Here is a 19,342-nt window from a genome sequence, read left to right on the forward strand (position 1 = left end):
GAATAAGATTCCTAATTTTGTTGATTTCTAAATACAATAGGAACTGTATACTTCACAGATACAGGCTCCCCTTTTTGCATTCCCGGCTTCCATTGGGGCATCGAATTTATGACTCGAAGAGCTTCTTTATCCAAATCCGGATCAACACTACGTACTACTTTCGCATTAGAAATACTGCCATCTTTGTTAACTACAAACTGTACAATAACACGACCCTGAATTTTACTTTCTATCGCCTTTGTCGGATACTTGATATTGCGACTCAAAAAGCTCAGTAGTTCTTTCTGTCCCCCAGGGAAATCCGGCATCGTTTCCACTACTGAATAAATAGAATCACCCTTCGTCTCCGTGATCGTTATATCAACTTGAGGTTCTGCTGTTTTCTCCGGTTCAGCAGTCAACTCTATGGTATCTGCTTTTTCGGTATCAGACTGGACTTTATCCGCTTTCTTATTAGCACAATTACTGAATAACAGCAATAATGCGGCCACTGGTATAAACATCAGATACTTACCTACCATGATGTTATGAGTTCTTTTTCTGTTTAGCATTTTAATTCGTTTTTTTAAGGGTAATACACTAAAGTTGTTATAGAAGTTTGCTGCAGCCAATGAAGTATGTTTAATTCCCAACAAATGATATTGATACGATTTCTTGTCATAGCCGGACGTCACTACTTGCTTGTCCGCCAGATACTCATGATTCATACGTATTTCACTGCGTATCAACCAGGAGAACGGATTAAACCAACATAATAATATAACCAGTTGAACCAGTATTATATCCAATGAATGCAACTCACGGACATGAGTTTGTTCATGTATCAATATCTCATTAATTTCCTTATCCGAATATTGCATCGGATTTATGAATATCCAGTGAAAGAAGGAACAGGGCTCCCCTACGTCTTCCGACTGATAAACAGGTACACCTTTCAGAGAATAGCGCTGAGAGCAGGCTAAAGAGTGATGTATTTTACTAACTTCTAAAAGATTACGCAGTAACAACATACCTATTCCCAATCCATAAATAATCCATAACCAAGTACCGGCCTGCCAGGTTGTCCCTTCAACTTCAGTTGTAGCAACGGGTACAGCTGTAGTAACCAGCACTTCCGGTAACAGTTTATTGTAAACGGTAGTAATCGTTTCTCCTATTGCATACTCGTCCGTCCAGCCTGAAAAATCAATCAATGGATAAATCAGCGAAGTCACACATATCAGCAGCAACATGATCCGTCTCAGCCTGAAAAATGTATCCTTGCTGAAAGAGAGCTTATAGAATGCATATAATACAATCAAAGCTACATTTACTTTAATCAAATAGATTGCAAAAGATTCCATGCCTATCTTGATTTATGATTCTTCATCCTCAATAATATTGATTAAATCCTCGAGTTCTTTCTTGCTGATTTTACGATCGCGGACAAAAAAGGAAACCATTTCTTTGTACGAACCTGTAAAATAGTTACTTACTACTCCATTCATAAAGCTACGCTTATAGTCGCTTTCTTTCACCAGCACATGATACTGAATAGAATTCCCTAACTTGAAAGGAGACAAGAATTTCTTTTTCTCCAGATTACGGACTACAGAGGCAACACTTGTATATGGCGGTTTTGGTTCCGGCATTTCATTCACAATCTCCCGGATAAAACTCGGTCCCATTTTCCAAAAGTAAATCATCACTTCTTCCTCTTGTTGTGTCAATCTTTCCATATCGTCATCTTTTATACTGAATATCAAACTACTAATTTTAAGCAAATCTACTAAAATTAAGTAGATAATCAATTTTTATTCATACAAATATTGTTAATATGAGAAAGAATTATTTTCAAAAAACTTGTTCAACAGCCGATTTATTAAAAATATATTTATAGCTTTGCGGTAAATAAAGAAGTAAAAGAATAATGCTAAGCAAAAATAAAATAAAGTATATCCATTCGCTGGAACTAAAGAAAACACGTAAAGAAGAACAAGTATTCCTAGCCGAAGGGCCTAAATTAACAGGCGATTTACTAGGACGTTTCCCTTGCCGTTTTCTGGCTGCGACTTCTTCCTGGCTACAAGCGCATCCCGACATTCAAGCAAATGAAATTGCAGAAGTCTCTCAAGAAGAACTATCACGTGCCAGTCTACTGAAAACGCCACAGCAAGTACTTGCTGTTTTCGAGCAACCGCAATATACGTTAAGTCCGGAGTTCGCACGCCAGTCTCTTTGCCTGGCACTGGATGATATTCAGGACCCGGGGAACCTGGGTACGATTATCCGACTGGCGGACTGGTTCGGTATCGAACATATTATCTGCTCTCAGAATACGGTAGACGTATACAATCCCAAGACCATACAAGCCACTATGGGAGGAATTGCCCGTGTTAAGGTTCATTATACCTCTCTTCCCGAATTTATTCATTCACTTGGTGATACTCCCGTATTCGGAACATTTTTGGATGGAGAAAACATGTACGAACAACCATTATCCACCAACGGACTGATTGTAATGGGGAATGAAGGCAACGGAATAGGAAAAGAAGTGGAAGCACTCATCAATCGAAAACTTTATATCCCCAATTATCCACAAGGAAAGGAAACCTCGGAATCTCTCAACGTGGCTATCGCTACCGCAGTAATCTGTGCCGAGTTCCGGCGACAGGCTGCATGGAAGTAAAATCAAAAGGATAAAATAAATAAGGAAACAGTACTTCTCCCCTCTTTTCAGACGCCGCAAGAGCCTCTTTAAAACATTGGGAAGTTTGATCCGAAACTATAGGAAAATTAAACTGAAACACTGAGATGTTTTTGCTGAACATCTCAGTGTTTTTTATTTCATTCACGGGGAGTAATGCTATCAGCCCGGGCATCCATTCAACAGACTCTATTTCTTCTGTCAACGGAAAAACATCCCGTACATATCCTTCATCAGCAATCTCTACTACTTGTTGTCTGATAAAGCCTACATCAGGCAGAAGCAAATAATGAGCGGCAAAGCGTTTCATAATATTAACGGGAAGGTGACTGACGTCTTTGCTGATTTCTACGCTGATTCAATTGCCGTTCCCTTCTTTGCTCAATCTTCTCCTGCTGGATATGTTGCTCTACTTCAATCTGTTCCGGCTTCTTTTCAGGAGTCACCGTACGACGGCGATTCATTTCTTCCGGTGATATACGTTGATTATCCTTCAGATCATCGACTTTTCGCAAAGAGTCTTTCGAAATCTTAGTATCTTTTTGATCAGATACTTTCTTTAAAGAATCTGTCTTCAGAGCTTCCAGCTGATTAATCGAATCACGTTCGGCTACAGAAAGCGAGTCTGAGCAATGATAACGGGTTAAAGAAAAACGATCAGCCAGTAATGCACCGGCTTTCTCTCCCTGTACTCCCGGGTAATAGATAAAACCTTTTATTTCCTTCATCACACCCAATGTATCTGCATACAAACGTAACTGGTGAACACCCGGATCAGTGATTGTTTCCAGGCGATTTAATGTATCCTTTTCATAAATAACCTGCATGGCCATCGTAACAGCTCTCAAAGAATCGGCAAGCATCGGTTCGAGGAAATGATAACGTACTTCCCAAACTAATGTATCACGATCTTTATAATTAGTATCGGCAGGTAATACAAAGGCATACTGGTCATTCATCATCTCACCCGTCAGACGTATCAGACGTTTCCAGGGCCAGACATCAATACTATCACCCGATTCCGACATCTTCGGTTTATTGTCACGCAAAGCTATCAGATGATTAATTTCATTCTGCTGAGCTTTCAGGCGTTTGCTCACCTTTTCATAAATTTTCGATAATACCTCCGTGTTGCGTGTGTACCACACCAAAGACGAATCGAATACGGCTTCTGTCGTACCATATTTCTTGAAAACGGCATCGAGATACAAAGCCTTCTTATAATTCTCACTATAAGGCAGATTATCTCCCATAGACTTTGCCAGATGATAATCATACAGCAAATTCTCCATCTTCGATTCTGAGATTACATCGTCAGGTCTTTTGACTTTACAGCCTACTATCGCAAGCGCCAACATGCAAACACAACACAGATGAAACCGAAACCTACTCTTCATGACCTAAACTTTCCTTTTTATTTTTATCCAGTGAATGGTAAGATTCATTCAGATACTTGCTATAGAAAAGTAGCAAAGCAATGATACCACAACTGATGGCAGCATCTGCAAAGTTAAAGATCGGACTGAAGAATATAAAATGTTCTCCACCTACGAAAGGCATCCATGTGGGCCAGTTTGTGTCGATAATCGGGAAATAGAACATATCCACTACTTTGCCATAGAACCAGGTAGAATATCCACCGCCTTCGGGCATAAAACTGGCAATCTGTGAATGAGTACTTTCATTGAAAAAGACGCCATAGAATACACTGTCTATAATATTCCCCAAAGCTCCGGTCAGGATGAGGGCCACACAGACGATATATCCGGTCTTGAAGCCTTTTTTTATAATCTTATAAAGATAGTAGCCTATCAGCCCTACTGCTACAATACGGAAAGTGGTCAGAAACAACTTTCCAAATATTTCCATACCGAAAGCCATACCGTTGTTTTCGGTGAAATAGATATAAAACCAGTCCGTCACACGTATGCTTTCATGCCAATACATGTGAGTCTTAATCCAGATTTTAATGATCTGGTCAATAATCAGTACGGAAAAGATAACAAGCAGGGCAATTCTACCCTTCGTGAATAGTTTCTTCATTTGTTCATCATAAATTAAACATAACGAGCTACAAGTTGCCGTGCGTAAACATTGCGCAGCTACTTGTAGCTCGTCATCCGTAGCTTGTAGCTATCTATTATTTTTTACCACTGTTCTTAGCCTCGATGCTGAGTGTAGCATGAGGAACAGCACGCAAGCGTTCTGCCGGAATCAACTTTCCAGTCTCACGGCAAATGCCATACGTTTTATTCTCAATACGTACCAAAGCTGCCTGCAATCCTTGGATAAACTTCAGCTGGCGCTGTGCCAGACGTGTCGTTTCTTCCTTTGAAAGCGTATTAGCTCCTTCTTCCAACACTTTATAAGTAGGAGATGTATCGTCGGTATCATTACCATCCAATCCCATCAAGCTCATCTTCAACTGATCGTAATCACGTTGAGCCAACTCCAACTTCTCCATAATAATGGCACGGAATTCCTCGAGTTCCGCATCCGAATATCTAGTCTTTTCTGCCATAACTTTACTAGTTTAAAAGGTTAATCAATATTAGTATTAGTCTTTTATCACATTGACAAACAATGAGAAATCGTCAAAATTAAGTTCTGTGCCGTCTTTCACTTCATCTGCCAAATCAAGGGATGTTCCTAAAACCTGGTTACAAATATAAGTATTATATTCGTTCACCGCATCATCTGTTTGCGTATTTTTGGAGATTGTGATCTTTATTTTGTCCGTAATCTCGAAACCGCTGGACTTACGTATATTTTGAATACGATTCACCAATTCGCGGGCTATACCCTCACGACGCAGTTCTTCGGTAACAGTAACTTCAAGAGCAACAGTCAGTTTACCTTCATTGGCAACCAGCCATCCCGGAATGTCTTCGCTGAAGATTTCGACATCCGCAGCTTCGATCACAGCTTCCGCGCCATCCAGATTCAATGTATACTTTCCGTTCTTTTCGAGTTCAGCTATCGCTTCCTGAGACATTTCCGCTACAGCAGCAGCCACTGCCTTCATCTGTTTGCCGAATTTCGGGCCTAACTTCTTAAAGTCACATTTCACCTTCTTCACCAATACACCGGCATCACCATCCACAAACTTGATATCTTTTACATTCACCTCGTTCATGATCAATGCTTTCACTGCTTCGATGTGAGCTTTCTGTTCTTCATCCACTACAGGAATCATGATACACTGAAGCGGCTGGCGAACTTTGATGTTCACTTTACGACGCAATGCCAATACCATAGAAGTTACGTCCTGTGCCATTTGCATACGGGCTTCCAGTTCCTTGTCTATCATTTCTTCCTGATACTTCGGGAATTCAGCCAAATGAATGGAAACCACATTATCACGTCCTGTAGCAGTGATCAAATCCGTATACAGACGATCGGCATAGAACGGAGAAATAGGCGCCATCAGCTTCGCAACTGTTTCAAGGCAAGTATACAATGTCTGATAAGCAGACAGTTTATCCTGAGTAAATTCACCGCCCCAGAAACGTTTACGGTTCAGACGAACATACCAGTTAGACAGATTGTCATTGACAAAGTCGGAGATCAAACGTCCTGCCTTAGTCGGTTCATATTCATTATAGCAAGTATCTACTTCCTTGATTAAGGTGTTCAATACTGACAAAATCCAACGGTCAATTTCCGGACGCTCTGCCATCGGAACATCTGCTTCTTTATATTCGAATCCGTCTACATTGGCATACAGCGCAAAGAACGAATATGTATTATATAAGGTACCGAAGAACTTACGGCGAACTTCTTCGATTCCTTCAACGTCGAATTTCAAATTATCCCATGGAGATGAGTTAGTAATCATGTACCAACGCAACGGATCAGAACCATACTTCTCAATCGTAGTAAACGGATCGACAGCATTGTTAAGACGCTTGGACATCTTATTACCGTTCTTGTCAAGTACCAGTCCATTAGAGATCACGGCTTTATACGACACACTATCAAATACCATAGTAGCGATAGCATGCAGTGTAAAGAACCATCCGCGTGTCTGATCCACACCTTCCGCGATAAAGTCAGCCGGATATACTTCACGGTTATCCAGAATGTCTTTATTCTCGAACGGATAATGAATCTGCGCATAAGGCATAGCGCCGGAATCAAACCAGACATCAATCAGGTCAGATTCACGCTTCATCGGCTGGCCGTCTTCCGATACCAGAATGACATCGTCTACATACGGACGATGAAGGTCTATCTTATCATAATTTTCTTCGGTATATTCACCAGGTACAAAACCTTTATCCTTGTACGGATTGGATTTCATAAATCCGGCAGCTACCGATTTCTCGATTTCATTATAAAGTTCTTCTACAGATTCGATACATATTTCGCTCGTTCCATCTTCTGTACGCCAGATAGGCAGTGGAGTACCCCAATAACGGGAACGGCTTAAGTTCCAGTCATTCAGATTTTCCAGCCATTTGCCGAAACGACCCGTTCCGGTAGACTCCGGTTTCCAGTTGATCGTCTTGTTCAGCTCCATCATACGTTCCTTGCAGGCTGTAGAGCGGATAAACCAGCTATCCAATGGATAATAAAGCACCGGCTTGTCTGTACGCCAGCAATGAGGGTAGTTGTGTACATGCTTTTCGATTTTGAAAGCCTGATTGTTTGCTTTCATCATCATACAAAGAGCGACGTCCAAAGATTCGGCAGCCTGTGCTGCTTTCTCATCATATTTGCCGTCTACCATAAACTGCGGATCATAGGCATTCTTTACCCATGCACCCTGATATTCTTTGTATTTGTCTACCTCCACACATTCTTTCACGAAGTTTTCATCCAGTTCGTCCAGTATATAGAACTTACCGGTAAGGTCTACCATCGGACGGGTTTCGCCCTTCTTGTTAATCATGAAAAGTGATGGTATACCTGCCACACGAGCCACGTTCGCATCATCCGCACCAAATGTCGGTGCAATATGAACGATACCTGTACCGTCTTCTGTCGTTACATAATCACCCGGGATAACACGGAAGCCTTTATCACTTACTTTCCAGCTACCGTCTTCCGATACTTCAACCGGTTTCACCCAGGGAATCAGTTGCTCATATTCCATACCAATAAGGTCAGCACCTTTGTATTCGGCGATTACTTTGAATGGTACGAGCTTATCTCCTGCCTTATAATCTTCCAGTTTCAGATCAGCAGCTTTCGGATTGAAATGTGTATTTAATAAAGCTTTAGCCAGAACAACTGTAATAGGTTCTCCTGTATAAGCATTATATGTCTGAACTGCAACATAATCAATCTTTGGTCCTACACAAAGCGCTGTGTTTGAAGGCAATGTCCAGGGAGTTGTTGTCCAAGCAAGGAAGTAAGGAGTTCCCCACTCCGCCATTTCCGGTTTCGGATTCTTCATCTTAAACTGGGCAACAGCTGTCGTATCCTTTACGTCACGATAACAGCCCGGCTGGTTCAGTTCATGAGAACTCAGTCCTGTTCCGGCAGCCGGAGAATATGGCTGGATTGTGTATCCTTTATACAGCAAACCTTTCTTATGCAGTTGCTTCAGCAGCCACCACAATGTTTCGATATAACGATTGTCATACGTGATATAAGGATGCTTCATATCCACCCAATATCCCATCTGATGAGTCAGGTCTTCCCATTCCTTGGTATATTTCATCACGTCCTTACGGCAAGCAGCGTTATAATCTGCTACAGAGATTTTCTTACCAATATCCTCTTTTGTGATACCTAATGCTTTTTCTACACTTAGTTCCACAGGCAGTCCGTGGGTATCCCATCCGGCTTTACGCTTTACCTGGTAACCTTTCATTGTTTTGTAACGACAGAAAATGTCCTTAATGGTACGAGCCATTACATGGTGAATGCCCGGCATACCATTAGCCGAGGGAGGTCCTTCGAAAAACACAAACGAAGGGCAGCCATCACGTTCTGTCATACTCTTGGCGAAAACCTGGTTTTCGTCCCACTTCTTCAACACATCTTTGTTCACCTGTGAAAGGTCAAACTGCGAATATTCAGTAAATCTCTTACCCATAGCTATATCTACGATTTTACTATTTACAATTTACAATTTACAATTTGAGGGGTATCCCCATTTTTAAGGGTGCAAATTTACAAAAACATTTGTTTAGTTGAGCAAAAAGCAAGGACTTTTAATTGGAATCATGTGAAGTTATCGTTTATAAATGGATGTTGCATTAAACAAAACCGATATCTCCTTGTTTTAGTGGGAAAATAAAAAGCACTTAAGTTATGAATTACGGTATTAGTATTTTATTCAGAGCAATCCCTTTGGCGATGGCGGTCTTTTGCTTCGGATACGGAGCATTCATTTACGGTTATGGTGATGCGGGAAACCGTCTGGTGGCAGGTCCTGTTGTATTTTCACTAGGTATGATATGCATTGCGCTGTTCTGTACGGCAGCCACAATAATCCGGCAAATCATACATACCTATAATGAAGCGACAAAATACGTTTTACCTGTTGTGGGCTATCTGGCAGCTATCATAACAATTATCGGAGGTATATGCATTTTCAATAGTGCTACCACTACTTCAGCCTTCGTCGCAGGGCATGTCATAACCGGTGTAGGATTTATCACAGCTTGTGTAGCTACCGCCGCTACCTCTTCCACCCGATTTTCTTTGATTCCGGCCAATGCCAAAGCTACCGGAAATGAAGTGCCGGAGGGAGCGTTCTCTATTGGCCAAAGACGGGCAATGATCTTTCTCGCAATCGTCATTTCCTGTATCGCATGGATATGGGCGTTCATCCTGTTAAGTAACAGTCATTCCCATCCTGCTTATTTTGTAGCAGGGCATGTGATGGTAGGGCTCGCATGTATTTGTACCAGTCTGATTGCATTAGTAGCAACCATAGCCCGTCAGGTCCGGAACGACTATTCGGAAAGAGAACGTAACAAATGGCCGAAACTGGTTTTACTCATGGGATCGATCTCTTTTGTATGGGGCATATTCGTCATCCTTGCCGACTCGGGAAGTGCAAACGGCACTACCGGATACATCATGCTTGGCCTTGGTCTGGTATGTTACAGTATTTCCAGCAAGGTGATTCTGCTCGCTAAGATATGGAGACGAGAGTTCAAGCTGGCCAACCGAATCCCTATGATTCCGGTACTGACAGCATTAACATGTCTATTTCTGGCTGCCTTTGTATTCGAGCTTGCTACCATAAACACTGATTATTTTATTCCGGCACGGGTTTTAGTAGGATTGGGAGCTATTTGCTTCACACTGTTTTCTATCGTCAGCATCCTCGAAAGCGGTACTTCCGGAAAGGGTTAAAAAACATTCCTTTTATTGGTTTTAAACCAAAGCCCTCTTGGTTTAAAAGGAAAGCCTCGTTGGTTTTAAACCAACGGGGTCTTGATTTGAAACCAACTAAACAGTCTCCTTTTACTTCTTCAGCCGCACTTCATATACATCATTTCTACGATCCTTCAGATTGCGCACACTACCGTAAGTATGGAGTGCATTCAATAAATCCAGATCGACATCCGAAACCAGAATCATTTCCGTATTCGGAGTGGCTTCCGCCCGTTTTCCATCAGTCGGAAAAGCAAAATCACATGGAGTGAATACTCCCGACTGTGCATATTGAATATCCATATTATGAACACGGGGAAGATTTCCTACACAGCCTGCTATGACTACAAAGCATTCATTTTCAATCGCACGTGCCTGGGCACAGACACGAACACGGGAGTAAGCATTCTGTGTATCAGTCAGGAAAGGTACAAATAAGATTTGCATTCCCTGATCCGCCATCAAACGGGAAAGTTCCGGAAATTCCACATCATAACAAATCAGCACTCCGACCTTCGCACAATCTGTATCGAAAGTTTGCAACAGTTTGCCACCACTCAATCCCCAACTCTTGATTTCATCCGGAGTAACGTGCATTTTTTCATACATCTCATAAGTTCCGTCACGTCTGCAAAGGAAGCCTACATTATACAGTAAACCATCTTCCTTTACATACGGCATACTTCCTGTGATAATATTGATATTATAACTGATTGCCAGATTTATAAAACGGTCTCTGATCTCATCGGTATACTTTGCCAATCCACGAATAGCCTGTGATTCTCCTTTATCATTAAACTTCGACATCAAAGGAGCGTTGAAATATTCCGGAAAAAGAACAAAATCACTTTTATAATCTGATACAGCATCTACAAAAAACTCCACTTGTTCGAAGAGGTCGTCCAATGTCTTGTAACTACGCATCTGCCACTGTACCAGTCCCACACGGACAGTCGTCTTTGGGTTGATATATTCCTGTGTAGGCGGCTGATAATAAATATTATCCCACTGCAACAAACAGGCATAATGCTTGGATTCCTCATCATTCGGCAAATAATTGGTCATTACCTTGCGAACATGGAAATCATTCGATAATTGGAAGGTAAGAACCGGATCATAAATTTCACGCTGGCGTACCCGTGCGATATATTCTTTCGGGCGCATCTTGTCGGCATATTTATGATAATTCGGAATACGACCACCGAACATGATAGCTTTCAAATTCAATGTTTCGCAGAGCTCCTTGCGATATTCATACATACGACGAGCCAAACGTAAACCACGGTATCCCGGATGAATAAACACCTCAATACCGTACAGGATGTTTCCTTCCGGATTATGAGTATTGAATGTTTCCTTACCCGTAACTTGTGCATACGTATGGTCGTTCTTTACCTTGTCATAGTCAACGATAATAGAAAGAGCACAACCTACGATCTTGTCGTCAACAACTGTAACAATCTGCCCCTCCGGAAAAATACTTATTAATTTCTTTATCTGGGCATGAGTCCAAAATACATCGCTACCATCAGAATAAACACGGGTAAACGATTGGGATAACTGTGCATAGTCTTCAATTTGAAGATTACGTATCTGTACTTTATTAATTTTAATTGGATGTTGTTCCATAACAATACATGTTTTATAAAAAGACAGTGCAAAGGTACAGCTAATCCTCGTACATTGTACTTTCATCGCAAGAAAAAGGCACTTTTAAAATAGTGTCACTATCCAGTGAGGATGGTGTCACTATATCATACACATAGTGACACTATATGCATAGGATAGTGACACTATTTTTTCCACATAAAAAAGGTGACCTTTCTGAGAAACTGATCTCAAAGGGCCACCTTCCTTAATCAAACAATCACTAACCTAATATATCTTATTTGTTTTTCTTCCAGAGCTTACTCATGTCCTCCAGCGTCTTCCCTTTAGTCTCGGGTACCCAACGCCAGACAAAGATAGCGGCAGCGACACAGATTATTCCGTATAAGCTATACGCAAACATCGGACTGAAGTCATACAATGCCGGGAAAGTAGAAGATACGATGTAGTTGAATATCCATTGGAAAGCCACTGCAATAGCAACTGCTTTACCACGAATAGTATTCGGGAAGATTTCTGAAATCAATACCCAGCAAATCGGTCCCCATGACATCATGAAGAAAGCAGCGTATACGATGATGGAAAGTACCGGAAGAACACCTTTGATTGCCATACTATCACACATTGCCACTGCAAATGCTCCTACAGCCATACCAATAGATCCGATAATCAGCAATGGTTTACGACCAAAGCGGTCTACCGTAAAGATAGCAACCAGCGTAAAGATAATGTTTACAATACCCATAATCACTGTCTGCATCATACCACCACCTTCGGCACCTGCATTTTCGAAAATACGCGGAGCATAGTAAAGTACTGCATTAATACCGATCGCCTGCTGGAATACGGACAGTAGAATACCGATCACAATCACTGTTACTCCATAAGTAAAGAGTTTTTCTGTTTTTTCCTGTGCAGTAGCCTTAATATCATTAAGAATTTCCTTAGCTTTATTCTTACCATTGATTTTCTCTAAAATAGAGTAAGCCTTTTCTTCCTGCTGTACAAGAACCAGATAACGGGGAGTCTTAGGTACAAAGAACAAAAGCATACCAAACAAAGCAGCCGGGAAAGCTTCCGAACCAAACATATAACGCCACCCTTCCTGAACTGTCCACATATCGGACTCAGCACTTACTGACAGTACACCAGCAGCATCTTTCAGAATAATCGGATTCTGATGGTCACCCATAATCAGATAATTCACAAAGTACACAACCAACATACCAAAGATAATGGCAAACTGGTTGCACGAAACAAGGGTTCCACGAATATTGGAAGGAGCAATTTCAGCAATATACATCGGACATACCGCTGAAGCCAGTCCTACTCCGATACCTCCCAGAACACGATACAGATTGAATGCTATCAACAAATCCATATTCGGTTTTCCGTATTCGAAGAAAAGAACTTCCGGATAATAAGAGCCGAGTGCCGAGAGGAAAAATAACACAGCAGCAAGCCGCAATGAGTTACGACGTCCCAAACGCGAAGCAAAGATACCGGACAGAGCACCGCCAAGTACACAGCCAATTAATGCACTGGAAGAAGTAATGCCATGCATTACTTTATTATACTGAAAATCGGAAGCGGACAGAAAGAAGGCTTCGAGCCCTTTTTCCGCGCCGGATATAACCGCCGTATCATAACCGAAGAGCAAACCGCCCAAAATAGCAACAGAAGTAATCGAATACAAGTAGAGTTTACTTCCTTCGTTCGTTGTATTATTCATAGTTTTAAAAAGTGGATAAAGTAGTGTAGTAGTTGGATTAGAAAAAGTCAGGCGATAAAGCAGCAGCACTACCGCTGCTTTACCGCCTGTTTTAAATATTAATTAGCAATACATATTCAGAATTGCCTCATAAAGTTCTTGCTTGCCGCTAGTCTGTTTCGGTTCGCCTTTTGTTTTTGCATAAGCAACCACATCCTCCAGAGTCAGCTTGCCGTCTTCAAATTCTTTACCTTTGCCGCCATCGAATGAAGCATAACGGTCAGCCAGCATCTTCTTATAGGGAGATTCGTTAAGCAGAGCCGCTGCACTTTCGAGTGCACGGGCCATAGCGTCCATACCTGCAATGTGAGCGATAAAGATATCTTCCAGATCAGTAGAATTACGACGGGTTTTAGCATCAAAGTTCGTACCACCGGTACCGAGACCACCATTACGGATAATCTGCATCATAGCCTGAGTCAGTTCATAATTGTCGATCGGGAATTGGTCTGTATCCCAGCCATTCTGATAGTCACCACGATTGGCGTCAATTGAGCCCAACATACCATTGTCCACAGCAACAGCCAATTCGTGTTCGAAAGTGTGACCCGCCAAAGTTGCATGATTCACTTCGATATTTACTTTGAAATCCTTATCCAGACCATGAGCTTTGAGGAAGCCGATTACAGTTTCCGTATCTACGTCATATTGATGTTTAGTCGGTTCCATCGGTTTCGGTTCGATCAGGAAAGTACCTTTGAAACCACGGGCACGGGCATAGTCACGAGCAATCGTCAACATCTGTGCAAGGTGTTCTTTTTCACGTTTCTGATCTGTGTTCAGAAGAGACATATAGCCTTCACGACCACCCCAGAATACATAATTCTCTCCGCCAAGCTCAATCGTTGCATCAATCGCATTCTTAATCTGAACAGCAGCACGAGCTACTACATCGAAGTCAGGATTGGTAGCTGCACCATTCATATAACGGGCATGACCGAATACATTAGCAGTACCCCACAGTAGTTTGATACCGGTTTCTGCCTGTTTCTGTTTTGCATAAGCTACGATTTCTTTCAGGTTAGCTTCGTACTCTTCTACGCTGGCACCTTCCGAAACCAAGTCTACATCATGGAAGCAATAGTATTCGATACCCATCTTCTGCATGAATTCAAATCCTGCATCCATCTTATCTTTTGCCGCCTGTATAGCATCTGCATTACTATTCCATGGGAATTGCTTTGTTCCGCCACCGAACTGGTCACCACCTTCAGCGCACAATGTGTGCCACCATGCCATTGCGAATCTCAGCCAATCCTTCATCTTTTTACCATTAATCACCTTCTCTGCATCGTAATAACGGAATGCCATCGGGTTCTTACTATCTTTACCTTCAAATTTAATCTTTTCAATTCCCGGAAAAAATTCTTTTGTTGCCATAATTCTTGTTATTTAAAAAGTTATTATATCGTTATTTATATTATATTTCCATCTGGCGTATGCGTCAGCGTATTCCTGACGTTTAGCTATATTCGGTTCGATAACATCCAGTTTATCAAGAGTTGCAAATGCCTCATTATGATCTTTATAAATGCCTGCACCGATACCCGCGCCCTTCGCTGCTCCTACAGAACCGTCCGTATCATAAAGTTCGATAGTAGCTCCGGTCACTCCTGCCAATGTATCACGGAAGATGGAGCTAAGGAACATATTTGCATGTCCGGCATGAATCTTTTTGACCGGAATTCCCATTTGTTCCATGATGTCGATACCGTATTTAAAAGAAAATACAATTCCTTCCTGTGCAGCACGAATAATATGATGTTTGCCATGTACATTGAAGTCTATCCCCCGAATGCTGCAACCTATCTCCTTATTATTCAGCATACGTTCCGCACCATTACCAAAAGGCAGGATGCTGATACCTGCGCTCCCGATCGGCGCCTTGGAAGCCAACACATTCATTTCATTGTACGAGATACCTTCGGGAGCTATATTTCTTTTTACCCATGAATTGAGAATCCCTGTTCCGTTGATGCAAAGTAACACTCCCAGACGCGTCTGTTCCGCCGTATGATTCACGTGCGCAAAGGTGTTGACACGGGATTGAGGATCATAATTCACTTCACCATTCACACCATAGACAACTCCCGATGTTCCTGCCGTAGAAGCGATCTCCCCCGGATTAAACACATTCAAAGAAAGCGCATTGTTTGGCTGGTCACCGGCACGGTAAGTAATCGGTGTTCCTTCCTTCAATCCCAGTTCTTTCGCAGCAACTGCATTCACATGCCCTTGTTCTGCAAAAGTCGGTTTGATATCCGCAATAAGTGAAGAGTCGAAACCATAGTAATCCATCAGGAAATCGGCTATACGATTATTTTTGAAGTCCCAGAACATTCCTTCCGAAAGACCGGAAACAGTTGTGCAGATATCTCCGCTTAACTTCATGGCAATATAATCCCCTGGAAGCATGATCTTATATATCTGCTCATAGGCAGCCGGTTCATTTTGTTTGATCCAAGCCAGTTTAGACGCTGTAAAGTTACCGGGCGAGTTCAGCAAATGAGAAAGGCATCTCTCCTCTCCGATTGTTTCAAATGCTTGCTGCCCAAAAGGTACCGCACGAGAATCACACCAGATAATAGCAGGACGTAATACTTGCTGATTCTTATCTACACATACCAGTCCGTGCATTTGATAGGAAATACCGATAGCTTTAATCTCAGCAGCACTCACTCCTGACTCCGCCATAATAACTTGCGTGGACAACTTCAGATTTTCCCACCAACTCTCAGGATCTTGTTCTGCCCATCCGGGATTAACTGCGATTATTTTCGCTTCTGTTTTCGGAAAAAACGCTGACGATACACATTTACCTGTTTCAGCATTGACCAGACTTGCTTTAACGGACGAGCTACCTATATCATAACCTAATAGAAACATGATGATTTTTAAAATTTTGAATTATATATTTGAACAGACAGCCTGTTCACTTATTACTTATTACCTACTACCGTCTCACCTTATTATATATCTTCTTATCAAATTTATAATAACGTGCTGCACGATGAGCTACCCCCTGCTGTTTTTCTTCCAAAGGAACTACATATTCCATCATCGCTATTTTCTTATGGAAATTGCGTACATCCACAGGCTTGTCATATACCAACTCAAAAAGAGTCCTCAACTGAGCAGCGGTAAATTTACGTGGAAGCAACTCAAACAGCATGGAAGGATTGAACTCCACAAACTGACGGATATAGGTCATTGCCTCTTTAATAATCAGATTATGGTCGAAAGCCAACGTCATCACATCTTTCAAGGCAATCCAACAGGCCTGATGATCATCCAGATTCTTGTCCAGTGCCCGATCTATTTTCACCATCGACAGATAAGCAATTGTCACGATACGTTCAACTTTTGACTGCATAGCCCGTTCCAGCCAACGTACATCCTTTGGATTACTGGTTCTGTTTTTAGAGCCGAATGCCTTGAATTGCATCAGGTTTACATTTCTGAGCCCCGTCAATTCATACAGTACACGTTGTGCTGCTTCATCCAAATCTTCATCCATATAGATAAGGCTACCGGGAAGTTTCATATCGTGATACACTTCACCATTATCTTCGCCCGCACGTTTTACAAGTAACACTTTGAGTTGTTCTCCGTCAAAACCAATCACTACACAGTCTACTGATATGTGATTGTTTGCCAAGGGTGCTTTTTTCTGTATACTTTGCATATCCTTTTCTTTAATACGGTGCAAATATAGAGGCGCTTTATGATTCAAACAAGAACAAACAACATGCTATAAAACATTGTTTTTCATATATATACATATCATACAATCTACAATATGAATACTTAGTGTTATCTTCTGAATTACAATATGTATTTTACCCGTTCCGGCAACGAGTAATTGTATAAAGTACAAAAAGCGGAATGACTCTTTATTATCAGCACTTTTCATATTCACTCTTTGTCTTCTCCGGCAACGGACTTATTGTATTTCAAACGATATCCCATTTTGTATCTTGCCATTTTTATTCTATCTTTGCCGGATAAATATTAAAAAATCTAAAATGGAACGTCATCCCGTCATTTTATCCATTGCCGGTTCCGATTGTTCGGGAGGAGCGGGCATTCAGGCAGATATCAAAACAATCTCGGCATTAGGAGGCTATGCTGCATCTGCTATCACCGCTGTCACTGTGCAAAACACTCTAGGGGTACGCGCCGTCCATGCAATACCACCCGAAATTGTTTGCGGACAAATCGAAGCGGTCATGGAGGACTTGCAACCTGTCGCTGTAAAAATAGGTATGGTTAACGATATTCAGATCGTTCATGTCATCGCCGACTGTATACGGAAATATTCACCAGAGCATATCATTTACGACCCGGTGATGGTATCTACCAGCGGCCGGAAGCTGATGACAGATGAAGCCATCGAAGAGATTAAGAAAAAACTTTTGCCGCTTGTCACATTAGTCACCCCCAATATCGATGAAGCAAAGGTGCTGACAGGCAAGAGCATCCAAAATACACAGGATATGCTGGAAGCTGCCAAACAACTCTCCGACAGTTATCAGACCCATATCCTGATCAAAGGCGGACATCTGGAAGGCGATCAAATGTGCGACCTCTTATATTCTCCGGATCACACCTATTATATATATGAAGAGAAAAAGATAGAAAGTAAAAACCTGCATGGGACCGGGTGTACCCTCTCCTCCGCTATTGCAAGCTATCTGGCAAAGGGATACTCGATGAAAGACTCCATCTGTCACGCTAAAGAATACATTACTCATGCCATCATTGCAGGCAAAAACCTGAATATAGGTCATGGCAACGGACCTCTGTGGCATTTTCCCGACTCCATTGCACAAATGTGTACATTTTGTGCGGTCGTATCATAAAAATCTGTAACTTTGCACCCGCATTTAAAAATCAATTAAATAATAAAGATATGAAAGCATTTGTATTTCCCGGTCAAGGTGCTCAGTTCGTAGGAATGGGTAAAGACCTGTATGAAAACTCAGCTTTAGCAAAAGAATTGTTTGAAAAAGCAAATGATATCCTCGGATATCGCATTACAGATATCATGTTCAATGGTACAGACGAAGATCTTCGTCAGACAAAGGTTACTCAACCTGCCGTATTCCTTCACTCTGTTATCTCTGCTCTTTGTATGGGCGATGATTTCAAACCGGAAATGACAGCCGGACACTCACTTGGTGAGTTCTCTGCATTGGTGGCTGCCGGTGCCCTGAGCTTTGAAGACGGATTGAAACTGGTTTATGCCCGTGCGATGGCTATGCAGAAAGCTTGCGAAGCAACTCCTTCTACGATGGCCGCTATCATTGCATTACCGGATGAAAAAGTAGAAGAAATCTGTGCATCTGTTAATGCAGAAGGTGAAGTTTGCGTACCTGCCAACTATAACTGCCCGGGACAAATCGTAATCTCCGGTTCTGTACCAGGCATCGAAAAAGCCTGTGAACTGATGAAAGCTGCCGGCGCAAAACGTGCTCTCCCATTAAAAGTAGGTGGTGCTTTCCACTCTCCGTTGATGGACCCGGCTAAAGTTGAACTGGAAGCTGCTATCAACGCAACAGAAATTCATACTCCCAAATGTCCGATATATCAGAATGTGGATGCACTTCCTCATACTGATCCCGCAGAAATCAAAAAGAATCTGGTTGCCCAGCTGACTGCTTCCGTACGTTGGACTCAGTCTGTTAAGAATATGGTTGCCGATGGTGCTACTGATTTTACAGAATGTGGACCAGGTGCAGTATTGCAGGGTTTGATCAAGAAAATAGATGGTACAGTAAACGCTCACAGCATTGCATAAGCATCCGTAGATATACTTTACCATTTCTCAACGATAGAGCGTGTCGGCTAATTTGCCGACACGTTTTTTTATGCTTATTAGTAAAACATGAGACAATTAATATGCTGTAAAACACACCATTAGTATTCTCTACGAGCAA

Annotated in this window: 16 protein-coding genes; 4 read left to right on the top strand and 12 right to left on the bottom strand. The window is 41.8% G+C overall.

Translation table 11 applies throughout. The features are described 5' to 3' along the window. Nucleotides 1–11 precede the first annotated feature (11 nt). Nucleotides 12–1,343 carry a M56 family metallopeptidase gene (locus NBH01_RS03720; RefSeq protein WP_048693412.1) on the bottom strand — a complete coding sequence of 444 codons (1,332 nt, stop codon included), beginning with the start codon at nt 1,341–1,343 and terminating at the stop codon, nt 12–14. A gap of 12 nt (nt 1,344–1,355) precedes the next feature. Beyond that, nucleotides 1,356–1,718 (bottom strand): BlaI/MecI/CopY family transcriptional regulator, encoded by a 363-nt coding sequence (locus NBH01_RS03725; RefSeq protein WP_008761500.1) that lies wholly within the window; start codon nt 1,716–1,718, stop codon nt 1,356–1,358. 191 nt (nt 1,719–1,909) lie between these two features. On the opposite strand from NBH01_RS03725, the gene NBH01_RS03730 reads away from it, so the two are divergent. Next, nucleotides 1,910–2,668, top strand: coding sequence for a TrmH family RNA methyltransferase (locus NBH01_RS03730; RefSeq protein ID WP_048696410.1), 759 nt, complete (start codon nt 1,910–1,912; stop codon nt 2,666–2,668). Here the strand turns inward: NBH01_RS03730 and NBH01_RS03735 are convergent. From NBH01_RS03735 to ileS, 5 genes are all read right to left on the bottom strand, one after another. Continuing rightward, entirely contained in the window at nt 2,619–2,996 is a 378-nt protein-coding gene (locus NBH01_RS03735) for a hypothetical protein (protein ID WP_048696412.1), read from the bottom strand. The genes NBH01_RS03730 and NBH01_RS03735 overlap by 50 nt on opposite strands. A gap of 4 nt (nt 2,997–3,000) precedes the next feature. Further along, complete coding sequence (locus tag NBH01_RS03740) at nt 3,001–4,083, bottom strand: DUF4296 domain-containing protein (RefSeq protein ID WP_048696414.1); 1,083 nt, start codon at nt 4,081–4,083, stop codon at nt 3,001–3,003. After that, entirely contained in the window at nt 4,073–4,729 is a 657-nt protein-coding gene (locus NBH01_RS03745) for a lipoprotein signal peptidase (protein WP_008761496.1), read from the bottom strand. The genes NBH01_RS03740 and NBH01_RS03745 overlap by 11 nt, the downstream gene beginning before the upstream one ends. A gap of 97 nt (nt 4,730–4,826) precedes the next feature. Next, nucleotides 4,827–5,207 carry a TraR/DksA family transcriptional regulator gene (locus NBH01_RS03750; RefSeq protein ID WP_005931903.1) on the bottom strand — a complete coding sequence of 127 codons (381 nt, stop codon included), beginning with the start codon at nt 5,205–5,207 and terminating at the stop codon, nt 4,827–4,829. Between the two features lie 36 nt (nt 5,208–5,243). Beyond that, nucleotides 5,244–8,732, bottom strand: coding sequence for an isoleucine--tRNA ligase (ileS, locus tag NBH01_RS03755; protein ID WP_074855613.1), 3,489 nt, complete (start codon nt 8,730–8,732; stop codon nt 5,244–5,246). 218 nt (nt 8,733–8,950) lie between these two features. Between ileS and NBH01_RS03760 the strand changes: the two genes are divergently transcribed. Further along, nucleotides 8,951–10,003, top strand: coding sequence for a DUF2776 domain-containing protein (locus NBH01_RS03760; protein ID WP_234140970.1), 1,053 nt, complete (start codon nt 8,951–8,953; stop codon nt 10,001–10,003). Nucleotides 10,004–10,114: 111 nt separating this feature from the next. Here NBH01_RS03760 and NBH01_RS03765 read toward each other — a convergent pair whose 3' ends face one another. The 5 genes from NBH01_RS03765 to NBH01_RS03785 form a co-directional block, all read right to left on the bottom strand. Then, entirely contained in the window at nt 10,115–11,653 is a 1,539-nt protein-coding gene (locus tag NBH01_RS03765; protein ID WP_008761493.1) for a carbon-nitrogen hydrolase family protein, read from the bottom strand. Nucleotides 11,654–11,909: 256 nt separating this feature from the next. Further along, on the bottom strand, nt 11,910–13,364 hold the full coding sequence (gene xylE / locus NBH01_RS03770) for a D-xylose transporter XylE (RefSeq protein WP_008761492.1): 1,455 nt from the start codon (nt 13,362–13,364) through the stop codon (nt 11,910–11,912). Nucleotides 13,365–13,466: 102 nt separating this feature from the next. Continuing rightward, nucleotides 13,467–14,783 carry a xylose isomerase gene (xylA, locus tag NBH01_RS03775; protein ID WP_054959679.1) on the bottom strand — a complete coding sequence of 439 codons (1,317 nt, stop codon included), beginning with the start codon at nt 14,781–14,783 and terminating at the stop codon, nt 13,467–13,469. A 12-nt stretch (nt 14,784–14,795) separates the two neighbouring features. Then, entirely contained in the window at nt 14,796–16,289 is a 1,494-nt protein-coding gene (locus NBH01_RS03780) for a xylulokinase (RefSeq protein WP_143919687.1), read from the bottom strand. Between the two features lie 67 nt (nt 16,290–16,356). After that, nucleotides 16,357–17,088 carry an NUDIX hydrolase gene (locus tag NBH01_RS03785; RefSeq protein WP_011107446.1) on the bottom strand — a complete coding sequence of 244 codons (732 nt, stop codon included), beginning with the start codon at nt 17,086–17,088 and terminating at the stop codon, nt 16,357–16,359. 340 nt (nt 17,089–17,428) lie between these two features. On the opposite strand from NBH01_RS03785, the gene thiD reads away from it, so the two are divergent. Then, nucleotides 17,429–18,265 carry a bifunctional hydroxymethylpyrimidine kinase/phosphomethylpyrimidine kinase gene (gene thiD / locus NBH01_RS03790; RefSeq protein WP_055298420.1) on the top strand — a complete coding sequence of 279 codons (837 nt, stop codon included), beginning with the start codon at nt 17,429–17,431 and terminating at the stop codon, nt 18,263–18,265. 50 nt (nt 18,266–18,315) lie between these two features. Further along, a complete protein-coding gene (fabD, locus tag NBH01_RS03795) occupies nt 18,316–19,203 on the top strand; it encodes an ACP S-malonyltransferase (protein WP_072067417.1) in 888 nt (295 codons plus the stop codon). Nucleotides 19,204–19,342: the final 139 nt, after the last annotated feature.

The sequence above is a fragment of the Bacteroides sp. B1-V-101 genome, assembly GCF_023656585.1.
GTDB lineage: Bacteria > Bacteroidota > Bacteroidia > Bacteroidales > Bacteroidaceae > Bacteroides > Bacteroides thetaiotaomicron.